Raw genomic sequence first — 13,215 nt, 5'->3', positions numbered from 1 at the left:
AGATGAGGACAAGCGTTGGACACTTGCTTGCAACTATCCTTCGGCTTCGGTGCATTAGTAATGCTTTGGTAAATAACCTTATCCAGTCAGGATATTTGACTCATTACGTGCGCCATCGAATCGCACAAGGAGATTTCTATTATGAACTATGCAACATATACACAGCAAGCAATTCCTAGTTATTCTGTTGATGAACAAACCCTCGCCCAAGCTGAACTCGACAGCCACCTCGAAACCCAAGCCGAAGCTGTAGCCCCCACCCAAGATCCTCTCACCAGCAGAGATCGCCGCATCATTGCCGAGATTATCGAAGTGGAACCCGAATCCGTTTGTACCATCTGGATCGAAGGCGGAATCACAGTATGGGTGCAGTTAGTCGGTGGCGGACGGCTACCCTTCGATAGGGACTGGTTCGCTACAAGAGTTGCAGAAGTAAAAGCGACTTTACCAGAAACACCACGGGAACGGAACGAACGCCTGAGCGATGAACTGGAAAAAGCCTGCACTGTTTTTGGTCTGTACCACGGTGAAATTGACTGGTTAGGATTCAGCACCAAACTCTACCAAGACGGGCATAATGTCTGCTTCGTCGGGTGCAATCAAGAAGGGTGGTACGCAAGACCAAGACAGTACGGACTCAATCGTGTGGCTCCGAGTGCAGAACAGGTGATTGCCTCGTTGGGAGTCCAGGGCAAACGCATCTAAATTACTCTTGATCACAACCAAGGTTAAGAACCAATCGATTTAATCAGCATTTCGCGTTTGATTTATTTTCCAAGCTTCAAAGTGATGTCTACGACGGGCTACGCCTACGCTAAACCTATGTCAATAAGCAGCTATTAATGCGACTATTTTTAAGTTTATTGAGAATAAACTCTTCTTGTTGACATGATGCGGCCGCCCTGGTTGGGAGTCCGAGCGACAGTAGCGGCTTAGTTGCTGAAGGTAGAAAGGGCGATTGCACACCAAAAGAATTGCAATCGCCAACGAGTTTAATCTCGAATAAACACAATCATGACACAAAGTACAGCAAGTAACCTCTCACTTTAAGTAAGTGACTGTCAGTAGAAAACTCTCCTACCTGCTACAGATGCGAATGCAGAAGTGTAATAAATCCCTAGTTCTGGAAGTGAGAAAAGGCGATTGCTTCCCCAAGACAAAAGCAATCGCCTCTACAACGAAATTTATGACAATTCAAATCATGGCACAGAATATGATTACCACATTTCCTCTTCAAAAAGCCCAGTCGGATGATCCAAGAGAGAAAATTCTGTTACCTCCAACCGACCCCAACGCAGAGGTCATGGAAATCCGTGGATACAACCTGGTTTACGTTAACGGAGCTTGCCCCAGAAACTATCGTGTTTACAAAGCTGATTCGATGATTGGGGTGATATTTCAGCATATTACCCACTGGTCGAATGCTATAGATAAGATAAGATTCGATACGCCCAGGCTGTAGATGCAGCAGTCGGGTTGGATGAATTTATGACGGTGGCAAAGATATCAAGAACGGCTACAGAGCAACCGCTCACAGAAGAGGAATTACTCGATAAAGAATTCGATGCACTGACGAGTGAGGAGTGGGAACGGTTAAAGAAATACGTTCCACAAGCGAAGTATTTGGTTGCAGTGTAAGGAAACGGGTGGGCAGGATAGACCCACCTATTAGGAAGGAGCAAACTTAAATTTTATCCAAATAGAACAACACAACTCATCGGATAAACCAATGGAACCGATAGAAATACTGAAGCAATTCAACTCATGCTACGTAAATATTCAGGCGATTGCCCAAAACGAAAACTGGCTTTTGTTGATTGCTGATAAAAAGATTGATTCAGAAGCAGCAACTCATTTGGGCGATGTCCTGCATTACTTGGGTGAGGCAATGGGTTGTGTGGAAGAAATCGTTGAAATCAAGTTTAATCAGGAATCAGAAGTATGAAACTCTACGCAACAAGTATTCCTCAAGCTTTACCAAGTTGGGCAACTATTGTATCGAATAAAGCAGGTTTGATTGAGGTTGAAATTAATGATGAAGACCCTAGCTTTCATTCAATCATTGAGGAATTATCTACTGAAATTCAACCAGGAGTTGTTGGTGTAAAAGCTGGAGATTTATGTCAAAAACTCAGTATTTAAATGGTTGATACTAACGAACAAAATTGAAAACCAATATTTAGCAAACCCGATATCTTATGAAATTCACAACTGTATCTGTTAGCTACTCCAGAAAATTCAATCTTGGCGACTACGAATCACTGGAACTAGGTTGTTCTTTATGGGCGCAAGTGGAAGATGGGGAAGACGCTGATGGAGTGACACAATTCCTCTATCTGCAAGCCAAAGCTTCAGTAAAACAAGCGGCAATGCCTGTGCTAAAAGCCTCAGAGTTTCAAATTACTAAGGCTAAATCTAGCAAAAAAGTGTCCGATGATGTCAACGAAAATGATTGGTAAGGTGAGAGGAGCCGGACAATGCAAGAATTAATCAAAGCTTTAATCAAGGCAAAGTCAGAGTTTAATCCGATTCAAAAAGACGGTACTAATCCTCACTATAAACGCAAATATGCAACATTAGATGCTGTCACTCCTGCATTGGGTAAACATGGATTAGTAATAATTCAAACTACTGAAATCTGTGAAGGTAAAACAACACTGCAAACTCATTTGTTTCATGAGTCTGGAGAGCGCATCACCAGCACCTATCCTTTACCTGAGATTGCTGACTCTCAAAAGTTTGGTGCAGCATTAACCTACGCGCGTCGTTATGCCGTTTGTGCAATTTTATCAGTCACGGCTGATGAACACAATGATGCTGAAGCCACTGCTACTCCTAAAAAGACTGAACAACCGCAGAATAATATTAGACCTCGCAAAGAGAATCAACAGTCTAGGATTCAGCCAACAAAACAAGCTGTAACTCCGCCATCAATTAACCCAAAAGATTTGCGAGTCAAAGAAGTTCGTACACTTTTAAATTATCCACTCGATTTAGTCAAAGAGTGGCTGCATTCCCGAAATGTTACGAGTCCAAGTGAGCTTGATTCTCTTCAAATTGATGAACTAGTGAAAACTATGTGTTTGGCTTGGGCTGGTAATAAGTTTGAACATCCAAATCATGTTACTAATTCTTATCAAAAGCATGTAGTTGACGCTGTAGCGCGAGGGGTAGATGAAACAACAGCAATCAGCGACTGGATGGAGGGAGCGCTTGCACAATTGCCTGAACTTAATTGAGAAGAGAAATCATACTTCAAACTAGGGGTAGAGAAAAAGATGAATCTTTGGTCAAGAATGGATTTAATTGCATTAACAAATGAACGCTTTCTAGGAGAGTTTTACGATTTTATTTCTGATTATGATGGCGGATGGATGATTAAGTTCTTCTATCTGATTAAAGTAAATGTTGCTCTCTGGTTTGGATGGGAGTCACAGCCGGAATATGACGATTGGCATTGGGGACTGGGGTATTTTGGAGAGGAATACCGATATGACTGGAATGCGCCAATAGGATCTTGTGATTGGCAAGAAATTTGTACTCCCGTCAGTTTTCTAAAATGGCAATATGGTATCGGCGAAAACTCTAATTACTAATCAATAATAGGCTGTTCCTTAAAGGATTAAAAATGTCCAATCTCCCACCAATTAATTCAGTTGTCAAAGTCATTAAAGCACTGACAGAAAAAGACCCAAGGTTAGGGCAAACAGGTACAGTCATCCAATATTCAGGACATGGAATGGTTTGTGTTCATTTCCCAGATATGCAACCTGGCCAGGGAATTTTTTTCAATTCACATCATCTCAAAATCGTAGAGTCATAGCCAAGATTATGCCGAGAAAATCTACTCATCCCGCCCCTACTGACCATTCCTCATTGTGCCTACAGTATCTCCGTCATTGTGGGGGTAGCGCACGATTGTGTCATATCAACTTCAGTCTTAGTGTGATTCAAATGTTGGTCAATCAAAGAAAAGTAAAGATTAAGAATACTGGTGCAGGGTTTTTTATTGAATTGGAGAATGTCTAATGACTAACCACAAACAAGTTGTTTACCAATTAGACCACAAGAGTAAATTGGTTCTTCGCCGCCGTACTAGGAGAAGATTCAACCCCAAAATTTTTATTGACCGCACCATAGAAACAACTGCAATCGCCTCTCTGCTCTTGACTGGCTTTACAGGAGTTGGGGCAATGGGGTGCTGGGGGCTGGAGATTATCGAGACAAATGCTAACCCCAACATCATCATCTCTGGTTGGCAGCAGCAGAAAAGTATTTGCTTGGGTGTAATGCTGGTAAGTTTTTCTGCCTTCTTAGGCAGTTCTTTAGTCGGAGCAAGTTTCAGTATTCAACGAGATAAATTTTAGGGAGAGAAACAGCAATGGAAATCAGATTAACCACAGCAGAGATTCGGACTATATTGCAGGGTTGTCAATATACGTTGCAGCTTGTGGGGAGTAGTAAGGATTATCGCAGGCTTCAATCGTCCGAGTACTTTTCTACATCAAATGATGTGGTGTTAAATGATGCATTCAATGTTTTGGGAGAAATAGTAGATGCAATTGATGACGTGGAGCAATTTAATCAACAAGGAGAATCTGGACATAGAGCAATAAATTGAAAATACACGCTTGTTGGGTAGTTCTGAACGTCCTGAACTAGTAACAAAGTATGAATTATAGACTTTTTAATTCAATTCAGTTAATCAGACAATTCGTTGAAGTTCGTCCAATGAAATGTCAGTGCCAGCGATGTGAGGCTGATTTTACTTGGGAGTGCGGATACATTGGAGTGCAAATATGAAGGCAAAAATACAATGTACATGATTGGTACAGGAATGTTTGGGCTGGGTACTGGGGGATGTATTGGTCAGGTTTTAGTAGAGAAAAGGCAACAGCGAGTAGTACAAACACAGTCAAAACAAAGATAGGAGCAATCGCATGGAAGCCTCAAAAATCATTACTATCCCGAATCACTGGACATCACCAAAATACTCGTTAGGACAAAGAACCAAGCAAGGGATGATTGTAGGGGTTCAGTATTGTCTATTTGAAAACTTGGTAGTTCCTGAACGAGACGGTTCATGGCGATATGCGATATTAGTTAGCGCTGAAGATGAACAGGTCGAATATATTTCGGAATTTGGGGTTCAATTACCACCTGCTCAAGAGTTGCGTTTGGAAATAGAAGGTGAGATTGACTTTTGCCGACGCAAGATTGAGAACTTGACACAGCAGTTAGAGGCGCTCTGAAAAATCGGCCTTTAATAAAAAAAGCCCCAAAAGCTCGTTTTTCTCAAAATCTGACCAAGTGTGCCGCTTTGAGTTGTGACATCTCTAATATTTACCCCAACTGGATTTGAGGCATTTTTAACCGCTAAAAAATCAAGTTTAAAAAGAAAAGCGGCACGGAAAGCGGTCAAAAAAGGGAGAAAAATGGCTCTAATTATTGCAGGGAGAGAGTTTCAGAAAATAGTGGCTGTGACACTAGAAATATAAGGGTTTCAGAAAAAGCGGCCCGATGTCACAACGAGAGAATAGGGGTTTTGGGCATTTTAAAATGTCACGGCACACCTGATTTGCGGCATTTGAAAAAAGAAAATAAAAAAGGGGCAACATTCGCCCCCAAGGTATTTTTTGAATTCAAGCCGCAGCCCATCGTATCCATTGCTCAACTTCTGGGCGACTTAAACGTTTAGAAGCTTTGAAAGTAACTTGCTGTTTTCGTGCCCAACGGTAAAGTGTTCGTACTGTTACCTGTTTACCTGTAACTCTAAGAATGATTTCTGGTAAGTCCTTTCCAACTGCGTTGGTGTAACAAGCGTTATAAATTGCTTCAGCTAGATGCAATTCGGCAAATGGATTTCCTGAGAGTTTAAACTTAATTTGAAACAGGGTGAATTTTTTATTCGGCTCTAACTTCTTCATGTAAGCTAAAGTCAATAGCCACATAGCTTGTTCCTTTACCACTTCCCTAGCGTACTGTGGAACTTGGCACAGCCTTAACCATTTGCGCCAAGTACGCTCTGCTATGGGATGGCAATAGACTTGCTCACAAGAAGTTTTTAGCCAGTCTAAAGGATATTTTTCCATAATAATAAAGGGAAAGGGGAAAGGGTAAGGGGGAAAGGAATGGAAAAGAAGAGAATTGAAAGTTTTGAAGATTTAAGAGTATGGCAGAAAGGAATTGAGTTAGTTAAACAAGTATACATTTTGACTAAGGATGGTGAATTAAGTAGGGATTTTGGATTAAGAGATCAGTTGAGAAGAGCATCAGTTTCAATACCAACAAATATTGCTGAGGGGTTTGAGCGATATTCTCGTAAAGAATACGTGAATTTTCTTAATATTGCTAAGGGTTCAGCAGGAGAGGTTCGTAGCCTTTTAAGAGTTGCATTGGAAGTTGGATATTTAGACAATACCTTTGCCAAAATAAGAGCCTGTAAAAATTTCGGCAAAAATGGCAAAATGACTCATACATAAGCGTTTAGCTTCCAAGCTATCTTGTAAGCTCAAACCCTTGATACTGCGGGCAATACATTAAAAAATGCTTGTGGGAAACCTTGAAGGAATTTTTAGGACTTATTGTTTTTGCCAAACCTTTGAGAACAGGACGTTAATATATCAACTCAGCCTCGTAAATTGGCGAAGGTATTGTTAGAAAGACCAACTTACGACCAACTGTATAACCAAACTGTGGAGTTGAGTCGTATGCTTTTTACTCAAATTCAAGCTATAAATCAATCGATAAAGTAAAAAGCATTTTCCCTTCCCCCTTCCCCTTTCCCCTTTCCCCCTTATATTTACTCCTCCGTAGGTATTGCTGATTCGTCTACTAAAAATGTTTCCCAATCTACCGTTTCGATATCGAACACGTCTTTCAAGCCGTTGTTTTTGAGTATGTCTGCAACTAGTTCACTAACCGTAGAGTGATTGATAGCCGCTTCTTGCTTCAAGTCCTGACAAACTTCTCGCCAATTCCCTTCGCTAGAAACCCGATCAATCAAAATTGCTTCTGCCATACGAGTTTTGCTTACTCCTCTGGTGTGTCCCCATAGAATCAGGCGTATCTCCTTAACTAAGGGAAGGTTAACGGAAAATCTTCGGTCGCGTTTGTCTGCCATGTTTATGATGCCAATTAGATGACATTATTATACTTTTTAGCGTCCTATTTCCTAATTTAATGCTATATCCAATAAATGGATGCTAAAAGAACACCATTAATTGCATAAATGGAAGCATATTGTGGAAAAAATTCAACAATTCCTTCAACCCTACAATATAGAAGTCACTGATGATGAAGTCCTTCAACTCTGCGCCCAAGTTGACGCTGACATTGACCAATTGACTGATCAACAAGCCCAAGCGATCGCTATTCAGATTCTTGAGCTTAGGCAAGCGTCCGGGAAACTGGCTACCAATGGCAAATCCAAGAATACGTCCGGGAAACTCGGTAAAAACTCACCCCGCCGTAAATCTGCTCCTCCATTGCAAGGAGCGATCGCTCATGCATCCCAGGTTTCAAATCAAGAAATTCAATCTTTGGAGGATGTTCTCAACGTTGGGATTGACGCTTATACAACTGATAAAGCAGACCAGTTGTTATCAACGATTCGTAATGCTCCCAAGGACGTGGTGAGTAAGTTTGTCTCTAAAGCGATGGAGGAAGAAGCTGACGTAGAATCCTTTCGTGCAATCGGTAACGAACTCGTTGCAGGTATTTTCGGCATTAGCCCAACAAATGCAGCCGAGTAGATTCACTGGATTAGCAGCAGTACTCAATCTGCTGCTATTAACTCTTGTATTAGGCGTGGCATTCTATGGAGCAACAACAAGAAACTCGTCACAGACCATTGAATATTCACCTGAAGAAGGACGGCGAGTTGAATCTGTCGGGGCTGACATTAAAAAACCTCACCAACGAGGAATTCCTAATCGTCCAGCAACTTATTGATGAGTCGAGAGTGCGATCAAACAACGCCAATAGAGTTGAGGAGCTAATGCAGCGAGGTTTAATGGCTCAAGGGGTGATTGCAGCTTTTGCTATTTTGATGTTTTCGTTCATCGGCATCTACGGTATTTATCGTTACATCGGTCAACAAGTTCAACAAAAAATGGAGACATACAGTAATGTTAGGTAAATGGCTTCCTGGCTTATTCGGTAGCAAAAATAATGGTGTAGTTTCAACGGATTTAAGAGTTGGTAATGCAACCGCTATTGAAGGAAATCTCCCTTCATCAATCCGCGAACGCTACACGTTACCTGCTTACACTACAGCACAGCAAGTTCTGGATGAAGCAGAGGTAGCTGGTACTTTAAAGGCGCAGAAGTGGCTACATACGAAGTTTTCCCGACACAAGCTCTCTTCATTGCAATCCTTGGCAGAGATGTATAAAAACCAACTGGCATATTCCCAAGAAGCCATGAAGGTTGAGGAAGATTTGCAGCGAACCAGAGCGTTACATGGGGAAGCAGTAATTCGTCATGCCTTCGGTTCTATTGAACAGCAGCGCCAATTAGGGGGATACGAGAAGGCGTTTGATGAAGTGGGGGACAGCTTTAGGTTTTGAATATGACCCACGAATTTTATTTAGTGATTAATTACGTTATCCCTGGCTTTAATACTAAAACTAACCAAGTCACAGATATCCACGATTACTGTTATGGATTGTATGACTTGCTCTGTCACGAACTAAAAAATTCAGAACAGTTTATCGTTGCCCGTGCTTGCCTTATTAAACCAGGTCAAAAACCAAATCTTCCTTAATTTGAGTTAATCGCATGAAGCTATCTTTTGTTGGATATGCAGTTTGTGGAGTCGGGCTGTCAATGTTGATGGGGTTTCTCTCAGTTGCTAGCCCAGTCAGTCAGTTTGTGCTGTGGATCATCAGCATGATTTGTATTTGCGGCTTGGCAGTTGGGTTATTTAACTTTGCTGGCTTAGTCGTCAAAGGTTTTGGATTTAACCGCAAAACTTTCACCATTGGATTAATGCCTGGAGTGATATTCCTGTTTGTCTTCTTGACTTTAGTTGCAGCTGGTGTTGCTTTGGGGGTGAGATAATTTTATGCCATTTGAACTAGAACGACTAACTGCCAGTGGGGTGATTCATGCAGAGCGAACTATCTTATGTTCTTTAGGAGCGAGTGCAGTAATGTGTCTATCTGCTCCTTTTTTCTTAAACACTGACCGAATAACAACCGGGATGCTGCTTGGTGCTGGAACGGTGAGTGCTGGTTTATTTGGAGTATCTGCCCAAATCAGTGAAGGCAAACAGAAAGTATACCGCTCTTTACAAGAAGCTGACCTGAAATCACTTAAGCAGCATTTACAAGGTGAGGCTGTTTATGATTATGTCACCACTGCGATCGCAGCTAAACGCCGAGTCGCTGATTATGTGAATCGGCTACCAATGCAAGAGCGCCCCCGGTGGATTGCTGAATATTAGTTACAAGGTTTGGTCACACTAAGAGAACCACCAGCACAACAATCACCTCCACCGGCTGGTATTCCCAATCCCGATATTGCTGACATTGATGAAGAGTCAGTGCAGTCGGTGATTAATCCGGGTGCGATGAAAATTCTGCAAGCGATCGCAGCAAATTATCCTGACTACATCAGAATTGATGGTGCTTGGTTAGATGAACTGTGTGATGCAGCATCACATCAAGATATGACCCTTCGCAGTAACCACCATTTTTACCTGTCTGGTGGCACACAATCGGGCAAATCCACTCTTGCAGGGTTGATTATCAATAAAATTGCTGCAAAATCTCAAAGCCCGGCAATTGTGATTGGCAGCGACCCAAAGGATGATGTCACTAGGTGGTTGTGCAAATTTAGCCGCAAGTTTGATGGCATGAAAGCTTTAAGAAATTGGATTACCTTTGCTACAGACCAAATTGACAAGCAAAAGGCAAGAGTATCCGTTGTTGGTGGTGAATGCCAGGGTGTCCCGGAATTATTATTTGCCCAAGACGAGGTGGACTCTGTATTTGGTGGCGGCAAGGGACTTCCAGGAATGGTTGATGCTGACACTGCCTTTATACTTGCAGGGTTTTTGGAACTATATTATTAAATTCACCGCCGGACTTAAAGGACATGGGGTGTTTATGGGGCAGTCCCCACTGTCTGGGGAAACCGGATTTAGTCGCCCGTCCTTGAAAAATGTTTGCTTTATTGCGATGGGGCAGACATCGAGTTATATTCTTGACCATCCCCAGGACTTTGTAAATGTCAAAAAAGAGATTCTCGAAATCTTGCGACAGGCTTGTGAAATGTTGGATAAAGCTGGACTCAGATATGCCCTACTAATTCCTACTCGGTCTAATCCCTTTGTTGCCCTAATCCCAGAATTTGATATCAAGGGTCTGGAACAAAAACAAGATTCCAAACCGAATGATGACACTGTTGGTAGTTCTAAAAATAATCAGCAATCCTCACAGCAGCAGATTGACTGGTATGAAGAAATTAGAAAATGGGCAACACAATTAGGAAGAAGACCGCATTTTCAGGAAATCAAACAGAAGTGGCACGAATTAACGGGGCAAGAGTTAAACGAAAAAGGCGTTACCCTACTGCTGGAAAATCTCGGCTACCCGGACAATTAAACTGGAATACTCGATATGGTAATCCCAAAGAGTACAGAAAGCAAGTAGCGATCGCTCACCGAAAAACTCACAATTATTGTGTAGTCTGTCTGACTAACAAAAGTAAAGAGATCCATCACGCTTACTATGGGAATGACGTTATTGGGGTATCAACATTTCCTACGTGCTACCGTTGTCATGATGAGATTTGTCATAGTCCGACTAACTGGATTAAGAATCCTAGTAATCCTGTTTGGGGCAATCGTAACACTGACGAATTTATTATCAGATTACGATTAGGGTATCAATTACTCTACGGAGGAATCAAACGTGTTTAATTAGTTAAGCAGTGTTGTTAATTTTTCTGAAAATCAAGTTTTAAGTTAATTAGAGAAGAATTGTCATGTATAACGGCGAATACGATGATTTGAATTTTGAAGAACACTTACAACTTACTGAATCCGAAATCCGGCGACGACATCAGCAACGAATGTTCGCACGGAGAAATGCTCAACTGTTGCAGCAAGAGTTGGAGCTTGAAGCTCAGTTAATCGAGGAAAATCCTGAGCTTGCACAAACTATTCACAATTTCAATATGCAGGAAACCCAAGCCCAACAGCAAGGTCTTAGAAGCGGTATACAAGAAGAATCAGACCCGAAAACTCAAAGTGTTTGGAGTAAGGTTTTTCCTGGGTTAGGAGGATGAATGAAAATTTTTGATATTAAAAATCGCCTTAGTTCATTAGTTAAACAAACAACTCAAGTCGGCATTGAGTTGTTAGTAATCTTATTAGTAACTGGTAGTTGTCCGTCTGCATTCGTAGTAAATTCAACAGTTTGAATTGGTATTGTATTTGTTGTGCTTTGCCAGGCAAAAAGGGTATTAAATGATCGGGAGCAATCTTCAAAAACGATAGCACTAATTCAAGAAAGCAATTAGAGGTTTTAAGTATGGATACTGAACGGGATTTCTTATTTCTCAACGAAAGAATCGCTAGCAAATATAATCCCTTTTATGAAGGAGAGTATCTGGTAATCCAGACCTATCCCCGTGAGCATAAGTTAATTGTTGAGCATCGCAGTTTTGATTACAAAAATGCCAAAAGTCATTGTGAACTAGAAAATCTAGCTCATGACTATACATCATTTTCTCTTAGAATTTTCCACGATGATAAACTGTGGGAGGTAAACTATGAAGGCGAGCCACAAAGTATTTCTAAGCAACAGAACTGGAAAATTGCTCAAGAATATCTAGAAGCTCACTACGCGACGCATACTGATGGTGAGGTGGTCGTATGCCAATGCAGTTACCCATATTTTTCGTCACTCACTAGTCATATTAGCAACAGTGATGAGGTCATGACTTCGTGGCAATCGCTCACTTGTCTAGTTAAAGACTTGGGGCGAGATATTCAAACCTGCTCCAACTGTAATGCATCCTTAGTTCGAGCAGATGAATCGGAGGATGATGATTTTGATTTTGATGACCAAGTTAGCCGACCAATAGCTTGCATCGGTTGCACTAACTATCATGGAGTTGACTATGGGGACAACGTGCTAGTCTGCGGGATACACCCAAATGGGTGGGATAGCGAGAATTGCCCAGATTATCTTCCATAACATTAATCTAAAACTTGCATAGACAGTGTAAACAACTATTTTGATTCATGCTGTCCTGTGTGAAAAGCCATCTGCCAGAAATTATGTTCAAATTTTGCCACCACTAAAAAAGATTCTTCAGCTTGTTTTTGAATATCTTCCTCTGCCGTTTCTAAAACCTCATCAGCTTGCTGTGACAAAAGTTTTACATATTTTGTAAAATCAATATTTCCCCATCTTTGTGCAAATTCATTGTAAGGTGCAGGCATCTTACCTGGTAGTTGCCAACCTTGATTATAGGCTAATTCAATAGCCCAAAATGCAGTTGCTTGTACAGGATAAGGCTTGTCTGCAAGACTTTGCATATATTCACAGTATTCTCTACAGGTTGGTTGTTTTTTTATATTAAGATTCAGTTGTCGTTGGGTAGCTTTTTCTTGAAACCAATTGAGTTCGTCTTTAAGAGCTGCCAGTCCTCCAAGTATCACATCAAAATGTTCTGGAGGTGCGCTGGCTAATACTCGCCCTACCATCCGCGTAAATTCCACAACAAACAGATAATCTTGCATCAACCATGTATTGAATTGCTGGGGTAGAATTATACCTAATTGACACTGTTCTAGGAAGGGATGCACAGTTGCTTCTTGCCAATCTTGAGCATGATTTTGTAAAAGAAGTTTGCAGGTAATAGTCATTTTGGCTCAATAGGTGTTTCGGGGAGATGGAATGAAGAGGAGCAGACTGCTAAGATACTAACGATTCTACCTCTTACTGAGGTGACATTTTTTATCAGTCAAATCCAGCATTAAAAAACTCAAAGTCCCCAAAAACAAAGCACCGCATCCAATTACCCGCAGTAAAGAAATAGACAGTTGGCTATCCAGGGTAAGCAAAGTTGGAAACAAGAGAAATACGCAACCAATTCCTATTTCAAAAACAGTATTGGCTATTAACAGCATTCGCATTTAGGAAAACGCACTTCAGACTCGCACACACTTTAACATAACTTTATATGCAAGACTCACAT

General features: G+C 41.3%; 28 protein-coding genes. 25 read left to right on the top strand and 3 right to left on the bottom strand.

Annotated features, from left to right (window positions below; all coding sequences use genetic code 11):
- Nucleotides 1–141 precede the first annotated feature (141 nt).
- The 13 genes from LC653_RS31150 to LC653_RS31090 all read left to right on the top strand — a co-directional run bounded on the left by LC653_RS31150 (nt 142) and on the right by LC653_RS31090 (nt 5,498).
- Entirely contained in the window at nt 142–705 is a 564-nt protein-coding gene (locus LC653_RS31150) for a hypothetical protein (RefSeq protein WP_229498487.1), read from the top strand.
- 481 nt (nt 706–1,186) lie between these two features.
- Nucleotides 1,187–1,462, top strand: a complete 276-nt coding sequence (locus LC653_RS31145; protein WP_229498486.1) for a hypothetical protein — start codon at nt 1,187–1,189, stop codon at nt 1,460–1,462.
- A gap of 26 nt (nt 1,463–1,488) precedes the next feature.
- Nucleotides 1,489–1,638: a hypothetical protein gene (locus LC653_RS31140; RefSeq protein ID WP_229498485.1), complete on the top strand. Its 150-nt coding sequence runs from the start codon at nt 1,489–1,491 to the stop codon at nt 1,636–1,638.
- 91 nt (nt 1,639–1,729) lie between these two features.
- Nucleotides 1,730–1,945 carry a hypothetical protein gene (locus LC653_RS31135; RefSeq protein WP_229498484.1) on the top strand — a complete coding sequence of 72 codons (216 nt, stop codon included), beginning with the start codon at nt 1,730–1,732 and terminating at the stop codon, nt 1,943–1,945.
- Nucleotides 1,942–2,142: a hypothetical protein gene (locus tag LC653_RS31130; RefSeq protein WP_229498483.1), complete on the top strand. Its 201-nt coding sequence runs from the start codon at nt 1,942–1,944 to the stop codon at nt 2,140–2,142. Before LC653_RS31135 ends, LC653_RS31130 begins: the two co-directional genes overlap by 4 nt.
- A 56-nt stretch (nt 2,143–2,198) precedes the next feature.
- A complete protein-coding gene (locus LC653_RS31125; protein WP_229498482.1) occupies nt 2,199–2,459 on the top strand; it encodes a hypothetical protein in 261 nt (86 codons plus the stop codon).
- An 18-nt stretch (nt 2,460–2,477) separates the two neighbouring features.
- A complete protein-coding gene (locus LC653_RS31120) occupies nt 2,478–3,239 on the top strand; it encodes an ERF family protein (protein ID WP_229498481.1) in 762 nt (253 codons plus the stop codon).
- Nucleotides 3,240–3,278: 39 nt separating this feature from the next.
- Complete coding sequence (locus LC653_RS31115) at nt 3,279–3,596, top strand: hypothetical protein (RefSeq protein ID WP_229498480.1); 318 nt, start codon at nt 3,279–3,281, stop codon at nt 3,594–3,596.
- A gap of 32 nt (nt 3,597–3,628) precedes the next feature.
- Nucleotides 3,629–3,823 (top strand): hypothetical protein, encoded by a 195-nt coding sequence (locus tag LC653_RS31110; RefSeq protein ID WP_229498479.1) that lies wholly within the window; start codon nt 3,629–3,631, stop codon nt 3,821–3,823.
- 205 nt (nt 3,824–4,028) lie between these two features.
- Nucleotides 4,029–4,367, top strand: coding sequence for a hypothetical protein (locus tag LC653_RS31105; RefSeq protein ID WP_229498478.1), 339 nt, complete (start codon nt 4,029–4,031; stop codon nt 4,365–4,367).
- Between the two features lie 14 nt (nt 4,368–4,381).
- A complete protein-coding gene (locus LC653_RS31100; protein WP_229498477.1) occupies nt 4,382–4,621 on the top strand; it encodes a hypothetical protein in 240 nt (79 codons plus the stop codon).
- Nucleotides 4,622–4,940: 319 nt separating this feature from the next.
- Nucleotides 4,941–5,252 (top strand): hypothetical protein, encoded by a 312-nt coding sequence (locus tag LC653_RS31095; RefSeq protein WP_229498476.1) that lies wholly within the window; start codon nt 4,941–4,943, stop codon nt 5,250–5,252.
- Nucleotides 5,253–5,327: 75 nt separating this feature from the next.
- Nucleotides 5,328–5,498, top strand: a complete 171-nt coding sequence (locus tag LC653_RS31090; RefSeq protein ID WP_229498475.1) for a hypothetical protein — start codon at nt 5,328–5,330, stop codon at nt 5,496–5,498.
- Nucleotides 5,499–5,642: 144 nt separating this feature from the next.
- On the opposite strand, the gene LC653_RS31085 is transcribed toward LC653_RS31090, so the two are convergent.
- Nucleotides 5,643–6,092 (bottom strand): hypothetical protein, encoded by a 450-nt coding sequence (locus tag LC653_RS31085; protein WP_069067950.1) that lies wholly within the window; start codon nt 6,090–6,092, stop codon nt 5,643–5,645.
- Nucleotides 6,093–6,131: 39 nt separating this feature from the next.
- On the opposite strand from LC653_RS31085, the gene LC653_RS31080 reads away from it, so the two are divergent.
- Nucleotides 6,132–6,482 carry a four helix bundle protein gene (locus LC653_RS31080; RefSeq protein WP_229498474.1) on the top strand — a complete coding sequence of 117 codons (351 nt, stop codon included), beginning with the start codon at nt 6,132–6,134 and terminating at the stop codon, nt 6,480–6,482.
- Nucleotides 6,483–6,802: 320 nt separating this feature from the next.
- Here the strand turns inward: LC653_RS31080 and LC653_RS31075 are convergent, their stop codons facing one another.
- Nucleotides 6,803–7,123 carry a hypothetical protein gene (locus tag LC653_RS31075; RefSeq protein WP_229498473.1) on the bottom strand — a complete coding sequence of 107 codons (321 nt, stop codon included), beginning with the start codon at nt 7,121–7,123 and terminating at the stop codon, nt 6,803–6,805.
- Between the two features lie 121 nt (nt 7,124–7,244).
- Here LC653_RS31075 and LC653_RS31070 point away from each other — a divergent pair, with 121 nt between their 5' ends.
- From LC653_RS31070 to LC653_RS31020, 11 genes are all read left to right on the top strand, one after another.
- Complete coding sequence (locus LC653_RS31070) at nt 7,245–7,754, top strand: hypothetical protein (protein ID WP_229498472.1); 510 nt, start codon at nt 7,245–7,247, stop codon at nt 7,752–7,754.
- A gap of 65 nt (nt 7,755–7,819) precedes the next feature.
- Nucleotides 7,820–8,140, top strand: a complete 321-nt coding sequence (locus tag LC653_RS31065) for a hypothetical protein (protein WP_229498471.1) — start codon at nt 7,820–7,822, stop codon at nt 8,138–8,140.
- Nucleotides 8,130–8,570: a hypothetical protein gene (locus tag LC653_RS31060; RefSeq protein ID WP_229498470.1), complete on the top strand. Its 441-nt coding sequence runs from the start codon at nt 8,130–8,132 to the stop codon at nt 8,568–8,570. The genes LC653_RS31065 and LC653_RS31060 overlap by 11 nt, the downstream gene beginning before the upstream one ends.
- A 2-nt stretch (nt 8,571–8,572) precedes the next feature.
- Nucleotides 8,573–8,767, top strand: coding sequence for a hypothetical protein (locus LC653_RS31055; RefSeq protein WP_229498469.1), 195 nt, complete (start codon nt 8,573–8,575; stop codon nt 8,765–8,767).
- A gap of 14 nt (nt 8,768–8,781) precedes the next feature.
- Nucleotides 8,782–9,063, top strand: a complete 282-nt coding sequence (locus LC653_RS31050; protein WP_229498468.1) for a hypothetical protein — start codon at nt 8,782–8,784, stop codon at nt 9,061–9,063.
- A gap of 4 nt (nt 9,064–9,067) precedes the next feature.
- Nucleotides 9,068–9,448, top strand: a complete 381-nt coding sequence (locus LC653_RS31045) for a hypothetical protein (protein ID WP_229498467.1) — start codon at nt 9,068–9,070, stop codon at nt 9,446–9,448.
- Between the two features lie 9 nt (nt 9,449–9,457).
- Entirely contained in the window at nt 9,458–10,078 is a 621-nt protein-coding gene (locus LC653_RS31040; RefSeq protein WP_229498466.1) for an ATP-binding protein, read from the top strand.
- Nucleotides 10,029–10,610, top strand: a complete 582-nt coding sequence (locus LC653_RS31035; RefSeq protein WP_229498465.1) for a hypothetical protein — start codon at nt 10,029–10,031, stop codon at nt 10,608–10,610. Before LC653_RS31040 ends, LC653_RS31035 begins: the two co-directional genes overlap by 50 nt.
- On the top strand, nt 10,529–10,927 hold the full coding sequence (locus tag LC653_RS31030; RefSeq protein ID WP_229498464.1) for a hypothetical protein: 399 nt from the start codon (nt 10,529–10,531) through the stop codon (nt 10,925–10,927). Before LC653_RS31035 ends, LC653_RS31030 begins: the two co-directional genes overlap by 82 nt.
- A gap of 65 nt (nt 10,928–10,992) precedes the next feature.
- Entirely contained in the window at nt 10,993–11,295 is a 303-nt protein-coding gene (locus LC653_RS31025; RefSeq protein WP_229498463.1) for a hypothetical protein, read from the top strand.
- A gap of 245 nt (nt 11,296–11,540) precedes the next feature.
- The gene (locus LC653_RS31020; RefSeq protein WP_229498489.1) at nt 11,541–12,209 is read left to right on the top strand and encodes a hypothetical protein; all 669 of its coding nucleotides are present in this window, start codon (nt 11,541–11,543) and stop codon (nt 12,207–12,209) included.
- Between the two features lie 35 nt (nt 12,210–12,244).
- On the opposite strand, the gene LC653_RS31015 is transcribed toward LC653_RS31020, so the two are convergent.
- On the bottom strand, nt 12,245–12,883 hold the full coding sequence (locus LC653_RS31015; RefSeq protein ID WP_229498462.1) for a TenA family protein: 639 nt from the start codon (nt 12,881–12,883) through the stop codon (nt 12,245–12,247).
- Nucleotides 12,884–13,215: the final 332 nt, after the last annotated feature.

The sequence above is a fragment of the Nostoc mirabile CHAB5784 genome (assembly GCF_020829645.1).
GTDB classification, from domain to species: domain Bacteria; phylum Cyanobacteriota; class Cyanobacteriia; order Cyanobacteriales; family Nostocaceae; genus Nostoc; species Nostoc mirabile.
The sequence above is the reverse complement of the archived record's forward strand: the minus strand, read 5'-3'. Positions and strand labels throughout refer to the sequence as shown.